Source organism: Zoogloea sp. (genome assembly GCF_044344315.1).
Taxonomy (GTDB): Bacteria; Pseudomonadota; Gammaproteobacteria; order Burkholderiales; family Rhodocyclaceae; genus Zoogloea.
Genome location: NZ_JBIJDC010000004.1, coordinates 31,493 through 46,523, shown reverse-complemented (window position 1 = coordinate 46,523; position 15,031 = coordinate 31,493). Strand labels below are relative to the sequence as shown.

17 protein-coding genes are annotated in these 15,031 nt (G+C 65.6%); 9 read left to right on the top strand and 8 right to left on the bottom strand.

Annotated elements, in window-relative coordinates; all coding sequences use genetic code 11:
* The first annotated feature begins 7 nt into the window (after window positions 1-7).
* The 7 genes from recX (at window position 8) to ACIQ09_RS01730 (ending at window position 4,972) form a co-directional block, all read left to right on the top strand.
* The gene (gene recX, locus ACIQ09_RS01760; protein ID WP_398305188.1) at window positions 8-457 is read left to right on the top strand and encodes a recombination regulator RecX; all 450 of its coding nucleotides are present in this window, start codon (window positions 8-10) and stop codon (window positions 455-457) included.
* A complete protein-coding gene (gene lptB, locus ACIQ09_RS01755) occupies window positions 444-1,166 on the top strand; it encodes an LPS export ABC transporter ATP-binding protein (RefSeq protein WP_296407156.1) in 723 nt (240 codons plus the stop codon). Before recX ends, lptB begins: the two co-directional genes overlap by 14 nt.
* A gap of 15 nt (window positions 1,167-1,181) precedes the next feature.
* Window positions 1,182-2,645: an RNA polymerase factor sigma-54 gene (locus ACIQ09_RS01750; RefSeq protein ID WP_398305184.1), complete on the top strand. Its 1,464-nt coding sequence runs from the start codon at window positions 1,182-1,184 to the stop codon at window positions 2,643-2,645.
* A 16-nt stretch (window positions 2,646-2,661) separates the two neighbouring features.
* Window positions 2,662-2,985 carry a ribosome hibernation-promoting factor, HPF/YfiA family gene (gene hpf, locus ACIQ09_RS01745; RefSeq protein WP_398305181.1) on the top strand — a complete coding sequence of 108 codons (324 nt, stop codon included), beginning with the start codon at window positions 2,662-2,664 and terminating at the stop codon, window positions 2,983-2,985.
* Between the two features lie 159 nt (window positions 2,986-3,144).
* On the top strand, window positions 3,145-3,630 hold the full coding sequence (gene ptsN, locus ACIQ09_RS01740; RefSeq protein WP_398305178.1) for a PTS IIA-like nitrogen regulatory protein PtsN: 486 nt from the start codon (window positions 3,145-3,147) through the stop codon (window positions 3,628-3,630).
* Window positions 3,599-4,534, top strand: a complete 936-nt coding sequence (gene hprK / locus ACIQ09_RS01735; RefSeq protein ID WP_398305175.1) for an HPr(Ser) kinase/phosphatase — start codon at window positions 3,599-3,601, stop codon at window positions 4,532-4,534. Before ptsN ends, hprK begins: the two co-directional genes overlap by 32 nt.
* A gap of 144 nt (window positions 4,535-4,678) precedes the next feature.
* The gene (locus tag ACIQ09_RS01730; protein ID WP_398305172.1) at window positions 4,679-4,972 is read left to right on the top strand and encodes a PsiF family protein; all 294 of its coding nucleotides are present in this window, start codon (window positions 4,679-4,681) and stop codon (window positions 4,970-4,972) included.
* A gap of 75 nt (window positions 4,973-5,047) precedes the next feature.
* Here ACIQ09_RS01730 and ACIQ09_RS01725 read toward each other — a convergent pair whose 3' ends face one another.
* The 3 genes from ACIQ09_RS01725 to ACIQ09_RS01715 form a co-directional block, all read right to left on the bottom strand.
* Window positions 5,048-5,908, bottom strand: coding sequence for an FHA domain-containing protein (locus tag ACIQ09_RS01725; protein WP_398305169.1), 861 nt, complete (start codon window positions 5,906-5,908; stop codon window positions 5,048-5,050).
* A 99-nt stretch (window positions 5,909-6,007) separates the two neighbouring features.
* Entirely contained in the window at window positions 6,008-6,946 is a 939-nt protein-coding gene (gene ttcA, locus ACIQ09_RS01720) for a tRNA 2-thiocytidine(32) synthetase TtcA (protein ID WP_398305166.1), read from the bottom strand.
* 68 nt (window positions 6,947-7,014) lie between these two features.
* Entirely contained in the window at window positions 7,015-7,764 is a 750-nt protein-coding gene (locus tag ACIQ09_RS01715; protein WP_398305163.1) for a pteridine reductase, read from the bottom strand.
* Between the two features lie 111 nt (window positions 7,765-7,875).
* On the opposite strand from ACIQ09_RS01715, the gene ACIQ09_RS01710 reads away from it, so the two are divergent.
* A complete protein-coding gene (locus ACIQ09_RS01710) occupies window positions 7,876-9,036 on the top strand; it encodes a class I SAM-dependent methyltransferase (RefSeq protein ID WP_398305160.1) in 1,161 nt (386 codons plus the stop codon).
* A gap of 77 nt (window positions 9,037-9,113) precedes the next feature.
* Here ACIQ09_RS01710 and ACIQ09_RS01705 read toward each other — a convergent pair whose 3' ends face one another.
* On the bottom strand, window positions 9,114-9,320 hold the full coding sequence (locus ACIQ09_RS01705; RefSeq protein ID WP_398305157.1) for a hypothetical protein: 207 nt from the start codon (window positions 9,318-9,320) through the stop codon (window positions 9,114-9,116).
* 221 nt (window positions 9,321-9,541) lie between these two features.
* Entirely contained in the window at window positions 9,542-10,345 is an 804-nt protein-coding gene (locus ACIQ09_RS01700) for an alpha/beta hydrolase (RefSeq protein ID WP_398305154.1), read from the bottom strand.
* A gap of 188 nt (window positions 10,346-10,533) precedes the next feature.
* On the opposite strand from ACIQ09_RS01700, the gene ACIQ09_RS01695 reads away from it, so the two are divergent.
* Complete coding sequence (locus ACIQ09_RS01695; RefSeq protein WP_398305151.1) at window positions 10,534-10,731, top strand: DUF2905 family protein; 198 nt, start codon at window positions 10,534-10,536, stop codon at window positions 10,729-10,731.
* Between the two features lie 3 nt (window positions 10,732-10,734).
* Here the strand turns inward: ACIQ09_RS01695 and ACIQ09_RS01690 are convergent, their stop codons facing one another.
* Genes ACIQ09_RS01690 through ACIQ09_RS01680 form a run of 3 tightly spaced genes read right to left on the bottom strand, consistent with a single transcriptional unit; the run spans window position 10,735 to window position 15,003 of the window.
* The gene (locus tag ACIQ09_RS01690; protein WP_398305148.1) at window positions 10,735-12,735 is read right to left on the bottom strand and encodes a transglycosylase domain-containing protein; all 2,001 of its coding nucleotides are present in this window, start codon (window positions 12,733-12,735) and stop codon (window positions 10,735-10,737) included.
* A gap of 46 nt (window positions 12,736-12,781) precedes the next feature.
* A complete protein-coding gene (locus tag ACIQ09_RS01685; RefSeq protein WP_398305145.1) occupies window positions 12,782-14,050 on the bottom strand; it encodes a multifunctional CCA addition/repair protein in 1,269 nt (422 codons plus the stop codon).
* Entirely contained in the window at window positions 14,047-15,003 is a 957-nt protein-coding gene (locus tag ACIQ09_RS01680; RefSeq protein WP_398305142.1) for a complex I NDUFA9 subunit family protein, read from the bottom strand. Before ACIQ09_RS01680 ends, ACIQ09_RS01685 begins: the two co-directional genes overlap by 4 nt.
* Between the last annotated feature and the right edge of the window lie 28 nt (window positions 15,004-15,031).

The following is a 15,031-nucleotide window of genomic DNA, read 5'->3' as shown; positions in this document are numbered from 1 at the left end:
CAGGTCGATGGCCCAGAGTCTGCATGAGCGCGCCCTGCGCTGCCTGGCCCTGCGGGAACACTCGCGGGTCGAACTGGCCCGCAAGCTGGACGGGCTGGGTAGCCAGGACGAAGTCAATGCCGAGCTCGATCGCCTGGTCGAGCTCGGGCTGCTCTCCGATGCCCGCTTCGCCGACGCCTACATCCGTGCCAAGGCCACCCGTTTTGGTGCCAGCCGGCTGCGGATGGAACTGGCCAGGCGCGGCGTGGCCCAGGACCTCATCGCCTCCGCCATTGAGGAGAGTAATACCGACAGCGAACTCGACCGGGCCCGCGAAATCCAGCGCCGAAAATTCGCCACGCCACCCGCAGACGCGCGAGAATGGGCACGGCAGGCGAGATTCCTTCAAGGTCGCGGCTTTTCAACCGAAATCATTCGTAGAGTCCTGAGAGAACACCCCGGCGATGAGCCTGCTTAAAGTCAGCAACCTGCGCAAGAAGTACAAGGCCCGCACAGTCGTCCACGACGTCTCCTTCGACGTCGGCAGTGGCGAGGTCGTCGGCCTGCTCGGCCCCAACGGCGCAGGCAAGACCACCTGCTTCTACATGATCGTCGGCCTGGTGGCTGCCGACGGGGGCGAGATCACCCTTGACGACCAGGTTCTGACCCATCGCCCCATCCACCAGCGCGCACGCCTCGGCCTGTCCTACCTGCCCCAGGAAATGAGCGTGTTCCGCAAGCTCACCGTAGCCGAGAACATCCAGGCCGTGCTCGAGCTACAGCACCACGGCAAGGCCCAGATCGCTGCACGCCTCGACGAGCTGCTCAACGAGCTGGGCATCGAGCACCTCCGTGACAGCACCGCCATTTCCCTGTCGGGTGGCGAACGACGCCGTTGCGAGATCGCCCGCGCCCTGGCCACCGACCCGCGCCTGATCCTCCTTGACGAGCCCTTTGCCGGCGTGGATCCGATCGCCGTGATCGACATCCAGAAAATCATCCGCTTCCTGAAGGACAAGGGTATCGGCGTCCTGATCACCGACCACAACGTCCGCGAAACCCTCGGCATCTGCGACCGCGCCTTCATCATCAATGCGGGCGAAGTGCTCGCCAGCGGCCGCCCGGACGAGATCGTCCACAATGAGCAGGTGCGCCAGGTGTACCTCGGCGAACACTTCAGGCTCTGAGCACCGAGACGACTCATGAAGCCCAGCCTCCAGCTCAAACTCTCCCAGCACCTAGCACTGACCCCGCAGCTGCAGCAGTCCATCAAACTGCTCCAGCTGTCCACCCTTGAGCTCAACCAGGAGATCGAGAAAATCCTTCTCGAGAACCCGATGCTCGAACGGGAAGAGCCCGAAGGGGACCTGGGCTCCAGTCGTATCGAAACCCCCGGCCCGGTGGCGCCGGCGGGCAGCGAGGCCGCCCATGAGCGAGACCAGGAGCAATCCCGGGAGGCCGACCGGGAGCGGGAGCCCGACCGGGATTTCGACAACAGCGGTGAAGCCGGCGAGTGGATGGCGGCTGGCAGCGGTAACGGGCAGCGGGACGACGACGACGACGCCGATTTCCAGGAGTTCCAGGCGGCCGTACCGTCCCTGCGTGACCACCTGGACGCCCAGGTGGCCCTGACCCCCCTGTCCGACCGGGATCGGGCCCTGGTGCGCTTTCTCATCGAAGCCCTCGATGACGACGGCTACCTTACCCAGGATCTCGAAGATCTCCTGCCCCTGCTGCCTGCGGAGCTCGAGTTCGAGATCGACGACCTCAACATCGCCCTGCGCCAGATCCAGAGCCTGGACCCGGCCGGCATCGGTGCCACCGACGTGAGCCAGTGCCTGGGCCTGCAGCTGCGTACGCTGCCCCCCAGCGAGGCACGCCAGCTGGCCCTGGCCATTGTTGCCGAGCACCTGGAACTACTCGCCGCCCGCGACTTCCTCAAGCTCAAGCGGGCCCTGCGCTGCAACGACGATGCCCTGCGCGAAGCCCACAACCTGATCCTGGGGCTCAATCCAAGGCCGGGAGCCCAGTTCTCCCAGGCTGACACCCGTTACGTGGTCCCGGACGTGGTGGTGCGCAAGATCCGCAGCGCCTGGACGGTGAGCCTCAACCCCGATGCCATGCCGCGGCTGCGCATCAACCAGTTGTACGCCCAGATCCTGCGCGACAACCGCGGCGCCAGCGGCTCCCTGTCCAGCCACCTGCAGGAGGCCCGCTGGCTGATCAAGAACGTACAGCAACGTTTCGAGACCATCCAACGCGTCTCGCAAGCGATCGTTGACCGCCAGCGCCAGTTCTTCGATTATGGCGATGTGGCAATGCGCCCGCTTACCCTGCGGGAGATCGCCGAGCAGCTGGATCTACACGAATCCACCGTCTCCCGGGTGACCACCCAAAAGTACATGGCCACGCCGCGGGGCATTTTCGAGTTCAAGTATTTTTTCGGCAGTCACGTCGCCACCGACAGCGGTGGTGCTGCCTCCTCGACGGCGATTCGGGCGCTGATTCGCCAGCTCGTGGGGGCAGAAGACAAGAGGAAACCCTTGTCCGACGCGAAGATTGCCGAGTTGTTGGGCCAGCAGGGTATCGTGGTCGCTCGACGGACGATTGCAAAGTACCGCGAGTCCCTCGACATCCCGCCGGTCAGTCTGCGCAAAACCATCTGACAGAAAGGTAGCAACCATGAACCTCAACATCACGGGGCATCACGTCGAAGTTACGCCGGCGATCCGCGAGTACGTCACCTCCAAGCTCGACCGCGTGATCCGGCATTTCGACAACGTGACCAGCGTCGGCGTGATCCTCTCGGTGGAGAAGCTGCGTCAGAAGGCTGAAGTCACCGTTCACGTGCGCGGCAAGGACATCCATGTCGAGAGCGAAGACTCCGACATGTACGCCGCCATCGACGCCCTGACCGACAAGCTGGACCGTCAGGTTCTGAAGTACAAGGACAAGGTCTCCGACCACGGCCATGACTCACTGAAGCACCACGTGGCCGAATCCTGATTCGACGGCGCAAGTAATCCCGTTTTCCCCGGGACCGTTGTGGCTATAATGCGCCCCAGTTGACACAACGGCCCCGGCGGCTCAAGCCTCCGGATCCCCCTGAATCGCCCTTCATCGGAAACCTGTGTCGGTCCTTGCCGCATGCAGGAGAGTCCAAGCATGAATCTCATCGCCAAATTACTGCCGCCGGCCAACGTGGTCGTCGGACTCGAGGCGAGCAGCAAGAAGCGCGCTTTCGAGCAAGCGGGCCTGCTGTTCGAGAATAACCACGGAATCGGCCGAAGCACCGTCTTCGACAGCCTGTTTGCCCGGGAGAAGCTTGGCTCCACCGGGCTGGGACAAGGCATTGCCATTCCCCACGGCCGCATCAAGGGCCTCAAGGACGCCCTTGGCGCCTTCATCCGCCTGGCCGAGCCGGTTCCCTTCGACGCACCCGACGGACGCCCGGTTTCCCTGCTGTTCGTGCTGCTGGTGCCGGAACAGGCCAACGAACACCACCTGCAACTGCTGTCCGAGCTGGCCCAGATGTTCAGCGACCGCGCCTTCCGCGAGCAGCTCCTGAGCGCCCCGGACGCCCTGGCCGCCCATGCCCTCTTCGCCCAGTGGGGAAGCGATGCGCCAGACGACAGTAGCGCGGCTGTTTGACGACAACCTTGAACGCCTGAGGCTGCGGCACATCTGCGGCAGCCTCGCCACCCGCATTTCGGTCTCTGAAGACCGCATCTGGCCGGCCGACATGGTCGGCCACCTGAACCTGATCCATCCCGACCGCCTGCAGATTCTCGGCGCCTCCGAGATCGCCTGGGCCCGGCGCCAGACCCGGGAGAAGGTCATCCACCACGTGCGGGAGATCCTCTCCTACGCACCCCCGGCCCTCATCGTCGCCGACGACGAAGACATCCCCAGCATCATCCGCACGCTGTGCGCCAACGAAGACGTGGCGCTGTTCGCCAGCCCCCTGCCGGCGGCCAACGTCATCGACCACCTGCGCAGCTATCTGTCGCGCAAGCTCGCAGAGCGCGTGGCCCTGCACGGGGTGCTGATGGACGTGCTGGGCCTGGGTGTGTTCATAACCGGGGACTCGGGTGCCGGCAAGTCCGAACTTGCCCTCGAACTGATCTCCCGGGGCCATGGCCTGGTGGCCGACGACATCGTCGAGTTTTCGCGCATCGCCCCAAACGTCCTGGAAGGCCGCTGCCCGGAGCTGCTTCAGGACGTGATCGAGGTTCGCGGCCTGGGCATCCTCAACATCCGCACGATCTTCGGCGAAACGGCATGTCGCCGGAAGATGAAGCTCAAGCTCGTGGTTCATCTGCAGCGCCGCCAGCCCGGTCAGGAAGACCCTCTCCGCCTCAGCCACGATACGGAGGAACAGCTGATCCTGGGCATCCCCGTGCGACGGGTGATCCTGCCGGTTGCGGCCGGCCGCAACCTCGCGGTGCTACTCGAGGCGGCCGTACGCTCCACCATCCTGCTCTTGCGTGGCATTGACTCCACCCAGGAGTTCGTGGATCGCCAGCGCCGGGCCATGGAAGAGAACAGCATCTGAAGCCTGGACACACAAAGCTGCAAAAAAATGTGACCCAGGAGGCGTAATCACGCCCCCGCGCCGTGGGCCGTCAACGCCATGGCACATGCTCCGTTTATGATGGTGTCGCAGTTCCTGATAATCCTTCCTACGAGGAGTGGCCTGATGAAGAAAATGATCCTGAGCGTCGCCGTTTCCCTTTTCGCCGCCAGCCTGGCGCCCGCTGCCCTCGCGGCCGGCACCCAGCAGAACAAGATGAAGGAGTGCAATGCCTCCGCCGGTGAAAAGGAGTTGAAGGGCGACGAGCGCAAGGCGTTCATGAAGGAGTGTCTGTCCGCCAAGCCGGCCAAGACCACCCAGCAGGACAAGATGAAGTCCTGTAACAAGGATGCCGGCGAGAAGGCACTGAAGGGCGATGATCGCAAGAAGTTCATGAGCGACTGCCTGAAGGCGAACTGATTCGCCCTCCCCATCAGCACGAAGGGCCGCATTTGCGGCCCTTCTGCATTTCAGCCCTGCGCGCCGCGCACCTTGTCAGTCGATGGCGAAGGCCACGGCGTCGGACATGTTCTCGGCCGGTGAAAAACCGCAGCCGATATGCCCTTTCTCGCCCAGGATGAACTCGTCGCGCTTGATGCAGTGCTCCGAATTGCCCTCTTCGAGCAGATAGGTGCCATTGGTGCTGGAGTCGGCCAGATAGAACAGACCGCTACGTAACTCAATGCGGGCGTGCTGCCGGGACACCCGCGGATCGGCCACGACAATGTCGTTGCCGGTTTCGCGCCCGAAGAGCAGCGTCGGATGGGCTGCGTCTATGACCCAGTTCTGCCCGCGGAAGCTCACCCGGAGCTGTTTGAGGGCCTGTGCCGCCTCGTGGCGCAACTCTGCCGGGGTCGGCGGCGGGAGATCGCCCAGTTCAAGTGTCGGAAACGGAACCCCGCTGTTTTCTTCCATGCGGCTGAGCATGCGGCGCATGGACGGAGACAGGGCCTCACTGAAGCTCTCGGATACCGATATGGTGTCCGGGTTATGACTGGTAACCAGCCTGACGGCCATCACTTCGGCCTTCTCGTCGGCCTTTTCTGCCTCGGCCTCGAGCACCACTCCGGCCCGCAAGACGAGCTTGATGCCGCTCATGGGCGGCAGTGCCCGCACCCGCTCACGCATCTCCCGGGCGGCGAGCAGAGCTGAATCAGCCTCCGGAAAACGTGCCAGCAAACCGTCCGGGTGCAACTCAAGGCCGCTGGCGGAATAAGCCTCCGCACATCGGGACATCCGGTTCAGGCAGCGCTCGACCGCATAGCCGGCCTCAGCTTCGCCGAGTTTGACGGCAAGGCGTGCACCGCCGGCCACATCGGCATACAGCAGGCAGGCTGCGGAGGAACGCTCAATCATTCTCACAGACTCCGACGACGGTAATTGACGGCTCGCCCGGCACTGCGCCGGCATCCCCGGGGAAGGCCCGGCACAGGTCAGGCGCAAAGGGCTCCGACACTAGTTTCTCCATACCTCGATGGGAATCGCGGCAGACCCGGTCGGAGCTTCGGGCATGTCGGGATTGTCGAAGACTACATCTCCCTGCTCAACCTCTGTATCGCAGGACACCCCCTGAAAATCAAACAAGGCATTGTCGGCCAGATGGGATGGCACCACATTCTTCAAGGCTGTGGAGATGGACACGATACGGCCCGGAAAACGGGCATCCCAATCACGAAGCATAGCCTTGATCTGCTTGCGCTGGGCGTTCTCCTGGCTGCCACAGAGGTTGCACGGGATGATCGGATATTCCATGCCCCGGGCAAAGCGCTCGATGTCCTTCTCGGAACAATAGGCCAGCGGACGGATAACGACATGCTGGCGATCGTCACTGACCAGCTTGGGCGGCATGGACTTCATCTTGCCGCCGAAGAACATGTTGAGAAACAGGGTCTCGATCATGTCATCACGGTGATGGCCGAGGGCGATCTTGGTGGCCCCGAGCTCCTTCGCGGTGCGGTAGATGATGCCCCGGCGCAAGCGCGAGCACAGGGAGCAGGTGGTCTTGCCCTCAGGGATCTTGTCCTTGACGATCTTGTAGGTGTTCTCGGTGACGATGCGGTACTCGACCCCGATGGACTCGAAGTAAGCAGGCAGGACGTGGTCGGGGAAGCCTGGTTGTTTCTGGTCCAGGTTCATGGCCACGATGCGGAAATCGATCGGCGCCCGTTCGCGCAGGGCCAGCAGGATGGACAGCAGGGTGAAGGAATCCTTGCCCCCCGACACGCACACCATGACCACGTCACCGTCGGCAATCATGCCGTAATCACCGATCGCCTCGCCAACCTTGCGCTCGAGGTGTTTCTTGAGGCGCAGGATGGTGTTCGAGAAACGGGACTCCTTCTCCGGGGCGGGGTCGGCGGGTGAAAAAGCGGGGGCTGCCACTACGTGTTCCATGTCAATCCAGTTCAGATGATTATAGTCCGACCGAATATCCGCGCGGCCGGCTTGAAGTGTAAAACAAACTACAGATGGGCACTGCGCCCACCATCGACGGCAATGATCTGCCCGGTGATGTAGGGGGCATCAAAGAGCAGGAAGGCCACGGTCCGGGCGATGTCTGACGGCGCGCCGGTCCGGCCCAACAGGGTGTGGCGGACGATGGCCTCCCGCTCGGCAGGAGGAAACTGCCCATCATCGGGCCATTCTATGGCGCCCGGCGCCACCCCGTTGACACGCACCTGCGGCGCCAGCTCAAGGGCCAGGGCACGGGTCAGGCCGAGCAGGCCGGCCTTGGCCGCCGAATAGAGGGGGTAGCCCTTGAGCGGACGCTCGGCGTGGATATCCACGATGTTGATGATGGCGCCGCCGCTGGCCTTCAAATGAGGCGCCGCCGCCTGGGACAGGAACAGGGGCGCCTTGAGGTTGGAGCCGATCAGATCGGCCCAGGCCGTTTCGTCGATCTCGCCGAGGGCGGTGGGGAAGAAGCTGGAGGCGTTGTTCACCAGCCCGTCCAGCCGCCCGAAACGTTCAAGCACGGCCGACACCAATCCGGGCAGGGCCTTTGTATCAAGCAGATCGGCCTGCAGCACGAGGGCGGAATCAGGCCGCTCGGCATTGAAGCGCGCGGCCAGCGCCTCGGCATCGGCAGAGGAGCTGCGGTAATGCAGGGCCACCCGGGCACCGGCGTCATGCAGGTGTCGGGCGATCTCCGCACCGACGCGGCGGGCACCGCCGGTCACCAGCACGACGGGTGCAATGGAGTGTGTGTTCATTTGTCCCAGGAGGAAATCGACTGCGGGGATGGTAATGATACGGTGCCTCAGCCCTGCCGGGGCACCGGCCGGGGCAGGTAGAATGCCGGCTTTGTCTTCGGCGCCCTCTCCATGAACCTTCCCCAGCCTTCCCCGGACGCCCTCGAACAGAGCGGGCGCCTACTGACCCGCCTGCGCGCCCTGATCGACGCCGAGGGCGGCTGGATCTCCTTCGCCACCTACATGGCCGAAGCCCTGTACGCGCCCGGGCTGGGCTACTACAGCGGCGGCGCCCGCAAGTTCGGTGCGGGGGGCGATTTCATCACCGCACCCGAGCTCACGCCCCTGTTCGGGCAGGCCCTGGCCACCCAGGTCCAGCAGATCATGGACCTGTCGGCCCCCCACGTGATCGAAGCCGGTGCAGGCACCGGCCTGCTCGCCGCCGACCTGCTGCTGGAGTTGGAGCATCGCGGCGCCCTGCCGGAAAGCTATGGCATTCTCGAAGTGTCTGCCGAACTGCGTGAACGCCAGTTCGACACCCTCACCAGCAAGGTTCCCCATCTGGCCGGCCGGGTCAGCTGGCTGGACGGGCTGCCCGAGCGCTTCTCGGGTGCCATGGTGGCCAACGAAGTCCTGGATGTGATGCCGGTGCATCTGATTGCCTGGCGGCCGGAGGGGATTTTCGAGCGAGGTGTGGCCCTGGATGCCGAAGCTCGCTTCGTGTGGGCCGACCAGCCTGCGACCGGCCGGGTGGCCGCGGCCGCCGAGGCCCTCGGCCTGCCCCTGCCGGACGAGGGCGAATACGTGAGCGAGCTGAATCTGGCCGGACGGGCGTGGATTGGCGAATGGGCGGCCCGCCTGGAGCAGGGCGCCCTGCTTCTGGTGGACTACGGCTACCCGCGGGCCGAGTACTACCTGGCCAGCCGCAGCACCGGCACCCTGTTGTGCTATTTCCGGCACCATGCCCACGCCGACCCCTTCCTGTGGCCGGGGCTCAACGACATCACCGCCTTCGTGGATTTCACCGCGGCCGCGGAGGCCGGCTTCGAGGCGGGGCTGGACGTGCTGGGCTACGCGGACCAGGCCAACCTGCTGTTCAATTGCGGAATTCTGGAGTGTCTGGCGCGGCGGGCGCCGGAGGAGAGCACGGATTACATCCGCGCTGCCAAGGCCGTGCAACGCCTGACGGGGCCCCATGAGATGGGCGAACTGTTCAAGGTAATCGCCCTGGGCAAGGGCATCGTGCAGCCGCTGATCGGTTTCCGGCGCGGCGACCGGCTGCACACACTGTAACTATGCGCGGACCCGCCTGACAAGGAAACGCCGGCTCAAGGGCCGGCGCATCCTCCACCCTGCGGGCGTCGGGAGGCTTATTCCTGGAAGCGGTAGACCGCGTTCAGGAAGGCATCCACGTCAGTGGGAACAAAGTGTCGCTCGGGAGACGACACCGGGATCTCCTGCAGGCCAAGGGCAAGTTCGAGGGGCAACAGATTGGCGTTCAGCACTTCTTCGCTGTAGGCCAGGCCGGACTCACCATCCAGGTCCAGGGGGGTGCAGGCACCACTTTCCATATCCATGCAGATCACCATTTCGGCCTCCGTTGCGGGGGGAAGGGATCAGTCCCCGCTGATTTTCTTAACGGCTGCAGCGTCCAAAGGTTGAAGGGACTCCGGCGTGATGCCGGGGGACAAGGAAGCGTCCCCATCAAGACATCGTCCGTGTGCATGGCGCTAGGATGGGCTGCCGACAGATCCGTCGCAATGACGAAGTTCACAACCTGCCGTTTTTTGCCGCCCGATTACAAATCCTGACTTTTCAGCCACTCAATGATCGGGTCGGCTGCTACCCGCCAGTCGCTCTCCATCATCATGCCGTGCCCAAGACCGGGCAGAATCCTTGCCTCCACCCCATAGCGGCGGGCGGTCATGCGCACCTGATCGGGCGGGATCAGCACGTCGTGCTCGGCCCCGAGGACCAGCATGGGCGGCAACTGCATGCGCGACACGAAGGGCAGGTCGAACAGGGACATGTCCCAGATTGCCCGATGGGACTCGGGCTGGCACAAATGGTAGTAGCGCTGCAGGCGCTCCAGCTCGACCACCTCGTGGAACATGGCATGGCGCAGGGTTTCCATCTGGGGCTGGCCGCCACCCATGATGCGGTTCAGGTCACCCATCAGGTTGGGCTTGGAAAAAGCCAGCCCGAACGCAGAACCGAGCAGCCCCTGGGGCGGCACCGACGACATCAGCACCACGGCTGGCGCAGAACGCTTCTCCAGATACTTCTGGAGCACCATGCCGCCCATGGAGTGGCCGATCAGCACCGGGGGCACGGACAGCTTGTCCACCACCTCGGCGACGTCATCCACGTAGTCGGCGATGGAAAAGCTGTCGAGATAGGCCCGCCCACGGCTGCCGCCGTGCCCGGACAGGGAGACGGCGTAAGCCGCATAGCCCTGTGCCGCGAAATGGCGCAGAAAGAACTCGTCCCAACACCACGCCGCCGTGTAGGCACCATGGACGAAGAGCAGCGGGGTCTCATGGGCTTCGCCTTCCGGGCTGCGGCACAGGACCTCCAGGTCACCGAAACGGGCGCGATTCATGCCGGGATGCCCCGCAGACAGGGGCGCAGGGACGCGGGGAGAGAAATCAAGGTCATGAGCTGTTCTGGATTGCTATTGTTGTGGGGACACAACTTACAGCACGCCACCCAAGTGGGAAAGCAGAAAACCTGCCGGCCCGTCCCAATCCGCGGTTAAATCGCGCTTTCGAAGCGAACGGATCAAGGGCAATGCTCAAGTGGTTGCTGGCAATCGTGGTACTGGCGGTAGTGTCGGGCCTGGGCTCCGGCCTGGCGCTGCGACGCTGGCGCATTGGCCATCTCCCGGGTGATCTGCACTTCGACCTGTTCGGTCGCCACATCCACATCCCGCTCACCAGCACGCTGCTCATGTCGCTGCTGGTCTTCCTGGTCATCCGCTGGCTATAGGGCTCAGTCCAGCGGGGCCCGCACCGCAAAGATCACGCTGTCGAGGATCTGGCCCTCGGCCGACACCAGCTCCAGCACATGCCGGCCAGCCACCGGCCGCCAGGCCAGGCGCAGTCCGTTGCTGCCGTTCAGCTTCTCGCCGTTGAGCCGCCACCATGCACCGGCCGGCGCATGGGTAGCGTCAAAGCTCACCCGGAAGGACGGATCGTCGGCCAGCGCCATCGCATCTACCAGGAGACCATCGGCAGGGTAGGTAATCCGCGGCAGGCTGCGCGGCAACCCGACCCGCTCCATCTCGGTTCCGCGGATGAACCACTCCCGGCGCGGGCTTTCAATGGGTGGCTCGAAGACCACCAGGGCCGACACCACCCCCGGTGGCGGCACCAGGCGATGGGCCGCCTGCTGGCGATGCAGCCCCCGCAGGACGTCCTGCCAGGCCTGACTGGCCAGCGCCGGGATGCCCCGCCCCGATGTCCACAGGACCACCGTGAAACGATCCGAATAGCCCGCCCCAAGCGCATCCCGCCCGTCTGCCGCGTACTGGCGATAGACCACCGGCAGGGTGCCCCCCTCCAACTCGGTATCCACCAGGATCTCGCTGACGATGAATGCCGCCTCGGGCCGCAGCATGCGCCGGGGCTGGCGTTCGGACGCAGGCAGCAGGCGCGGAGCCACCCACTGCCCGCCGGCGGGCAGACTGCGATACAAGCCGGCCAGCTGGACGAGGCCGAGCTCGAGGGTATTGCCGCGCGACAACTCCACCTCGACCTGCCGCAGCCGTTCGGCCAGGCTTTCTCCCAACACCCTGCCGACCGTCTGAGCCGGATCAGCCATACCGCCAGCCAGGGCCTGGCGAACACTCACCCACATACGCTCGTCGGGCAGGGTCGGCGCATGATTGGAAAGAGGCTCTTCGATCAGGCTGGCCGCGGTGAGCAGTCGCCGCTCCAGCGCCAGCCCGTAGGCAAAGGGTTGCAGCAGGTTGCCGACGTTGCGTGGCACGGCAATCACGTCGGGCTGGGCCGCCTCGACACCGCCCACATAGGCCAGTATGTCGCCGGTCGCATTGTCCACCACCACCCCGGCAGCCTCACCCAGGCCCGTGCGCCGCAAGGCGCCGAGAAGAACACGCTGGGCCTCCGGATCAAGGGTGCTGATCAGCCGCTCGCCCGGGTGCTGCAGCAGCAGACGCGCCGCGTGGGGCGCCAGATCCCAGCGCGGGCCGGTGTTCTGGCGGTCGAGGCTGGCATTGATGAGGCGCTGGGCCAGGGCGCAGGCGCCTGGCGCGTTGATCCGTTCAGCCAGCACACAGGCACGGTGGGAGACGACTTCGGCCCGGGCATTGGGGCCACGCAGCAGCACCGCCAGAACCAGCGCTTCCGGCCGGCCAAGCTCTCCCGGCCCCTTGCCGAAAAATGCCCGGGACGCCGCATGGACGCCCTGCAGGTCCCCCCGGAAGGGCGCCAGGTTGAGATAGGCCTCGAGGATCTGCTCCTTGGTCCAGCGGGCCTCCAGCGCCTGGGCGGCCAGGGCCTGGTCCCATTTTTGGCCGAAGGAGCGCCGCGGCGCGCCATTACGCCCCAGGGCCAGCTCCGGATCGAGCAGCCCGGCGAGCTGCATGGACAGGGTGGACGCTCCGCGCTTGCGGTCGTACCACAGGTTGTGCCACAGGGAGCCGGCAAAGGCCCGCCAGTCCACCCCCGAGTGTTCGAAGAAGCGCTTGTCCTCGGCCGCCAGCAGAGCCTCCTTGAGGGCGGGCGAGAGGCTGTTAAGGCTGACCCATTCGAGCCGCCGCACCCCCATGTCGAGGCGCCGCTCGGCCAGGGGCGTGCCATCCCGGGCGAGCAGCACGGCCACCGACGGCCGCGCCCCGGCCCGGACTTCGGCAAAACCGGGGATCGGCTGGACAGCCTGGGCCAGCGATGCCGCGACAAGCAGCAGCGCCGGCAGCACAAGGCGCCGGATCAGCAGATCGAGAGCAGGAAAATGGCGGGACGGGTGCATGGGTGGCGGGCATTGTATGCCCCATCCCCCCTGGCCAGACGCGGGATTACTGACGCTCCCCGAGGGGAAAAGTGTCAATCTTCGTATCCTCTTCCACCACCGCAAGCCCCAGCGCCTTGACTGCCCCAACACGGGCCGCATGGACCGCCGCGGGGATGCGCGACTTGTCCTCGAGGCCCCGGGCGATGGCCCCCGCATCCACCCCCCGCACGGCGTGCAGGGCGGCCAGGAGACGTGCCTGTTGGGGATAAGGTCGCCCACCGGCCGGATCGCCACGGCCCCGGTGATCACAGGCACACGCAGCCAGCATGGCCTCGAAGCGCTCTGGCCGGCGCAGCCCGTCGCAGCGCTCGATGAGCTTCACGGTGGTTTCGGGGCGCAGCTGCAAGGCCTGATGGACGATGCCGTGCTCACGGGCCGTCATCACGGCCAGGTCGCGACAGTCGGCCGGGCACTTGAGGCGATCACACACCTGGCGCGCCAGGGTCTCGCTGGCCGCCTCATGGCCATAGTGGTGGGGCAGGATGTGCGCCGGGGTCAGGCCCTTGCCCAGGTCGTGGAACAGGCAGGCCAGGCGCACCGCGAGGGGCTGCCCGGACGCGGCGGCCGCGTCGATGACCAGCAGCTGATGCACGCCCGTATCAACCTCCGGGTGGTAGCGGGCCGGCTGGGGAACGCCGAACAGGCAGTCCAGCTCGGGCAGGATGCGCGCCAGGGCGCCGCAGTCACGCAGCAGCTGGATCATGCGCGAAGGCCGGGCTTCCATGAGGCCGCGGGCCAGCTCCTGCCACACCCGCTCCGGCACCAGGGCATCAACCTCACCGGCAGCCACCATGGCCTGCATCAGTTGCAGGGTTTCGGGCGCCACGCGAAAGTCGGCAAAGCGGGCCGCAAAGCGCGCCACACGCAGGATGCGCACCGGGTCCTCGGCAAAGGCCGGGCTGACATGACGGAAGACCCGCGCCTGCAGGTCGGCCTGGCCGCCGTAGGGGTCCACAAGCACGTCGTCGTCGCCCCGAGCCATGGCGTTGATGGTGAGATCACGCCGGGCCAGGTCCTCTTCGAGGGTCACCGTCGCATCGGTGTGGAAGACGAAACCGGCATAGCCCGGCGCCGTCTTGCGCTCGGTGCGGGCCAGGGCATGCTCTTCGTGGGTGCGGGGATGGAGGAAGACCGGGAAATCCTTGCCGACCGGACGATAGCCCTCGGCCAGCAGGGCTTCCGGCGTGGCGCCGACGACCACCCAGTCCCGGTCCTTCACCGGGAGCCCGAGGAGTTCGTCGCGAATGGCGCCACCGACACAGTAAATCTTCATGAGCGATGGAGCTGGAAGGTGGCAAAACGACAACGCTTGTTGGCCTTGCCCAGATAGATGGGGGCGATGGCCTCCAGGGGGGTGGGCACCCGCCCCCAGGGCTGGGGCGGGCCGGAAGTAACGTTGGGGGCACGCATGGAGCGCACGTTGTCGCGGCTCATCAGCGGCCCGGGCAGCATTTCGAGCACGCCCGCCTGGAGCATGGCCAGCCCTTCGGGCAGGGGAATGACGGGCCGGGGATAGCCGGTCAGATCCCCGACATACTCGACCAGCTCCCGAAGGGAGTACTGGGTGGGGCCGGCCATGTCGAAGGTCTGGCCCGCCGCATCGCTGCGCTGCAGGGCTTCAGCCACCACGTCGGCCACATCCTCCACATATACAGGCTGGAAGCGGGCATCCGCACCGCCCAGGGGCATCACCGGAAAACGCCGGACCAGGCTGGCAAACAGGTTGAGAAAGCTGTCTCCGGGCCCGAAGATCACGGAGGGTCGCAGGATGGTCCAGGCGAGATCCGGCGCAGCCGCGCGAATCGCCGCCTCGCCGTCGGCCTTGGAGCGCTGGTACTCGGACGGCGCGTCGGCGCTGGCGCCCAGGGCACTCACGTGCACGATGCGCTGCACGCCCGCCTGGCGGGCAGCGGCGACCAGGCGCTTGGGAAGCTCCACATGGGCACGGGCAAAGCCGGGGCCGTAGGGCGAGCCGGAGCGCGAATGGAGCACGCCGACCAGGCTCACCACTGCGTCCATGCCGGTCATCAGACTCGCCAGGGTGGGCGGATCGAAGACGTCGGCCTCGACCACCTCAGCGGTGGGCAGGAGCAGCAAGTGACGGGCACGCTCGCGACGACGCGTGGGGATGACAAGGCGGAGGCCGGCGGCCGTGAGGCGCTCAGCCACGGCAGAGCCGACGAAGCCGCTGCCTCCGACGACGAGTACGTTGCGAATGGGGGTCATAAGGGTCTCCTGGGTTGTTCCATAATGA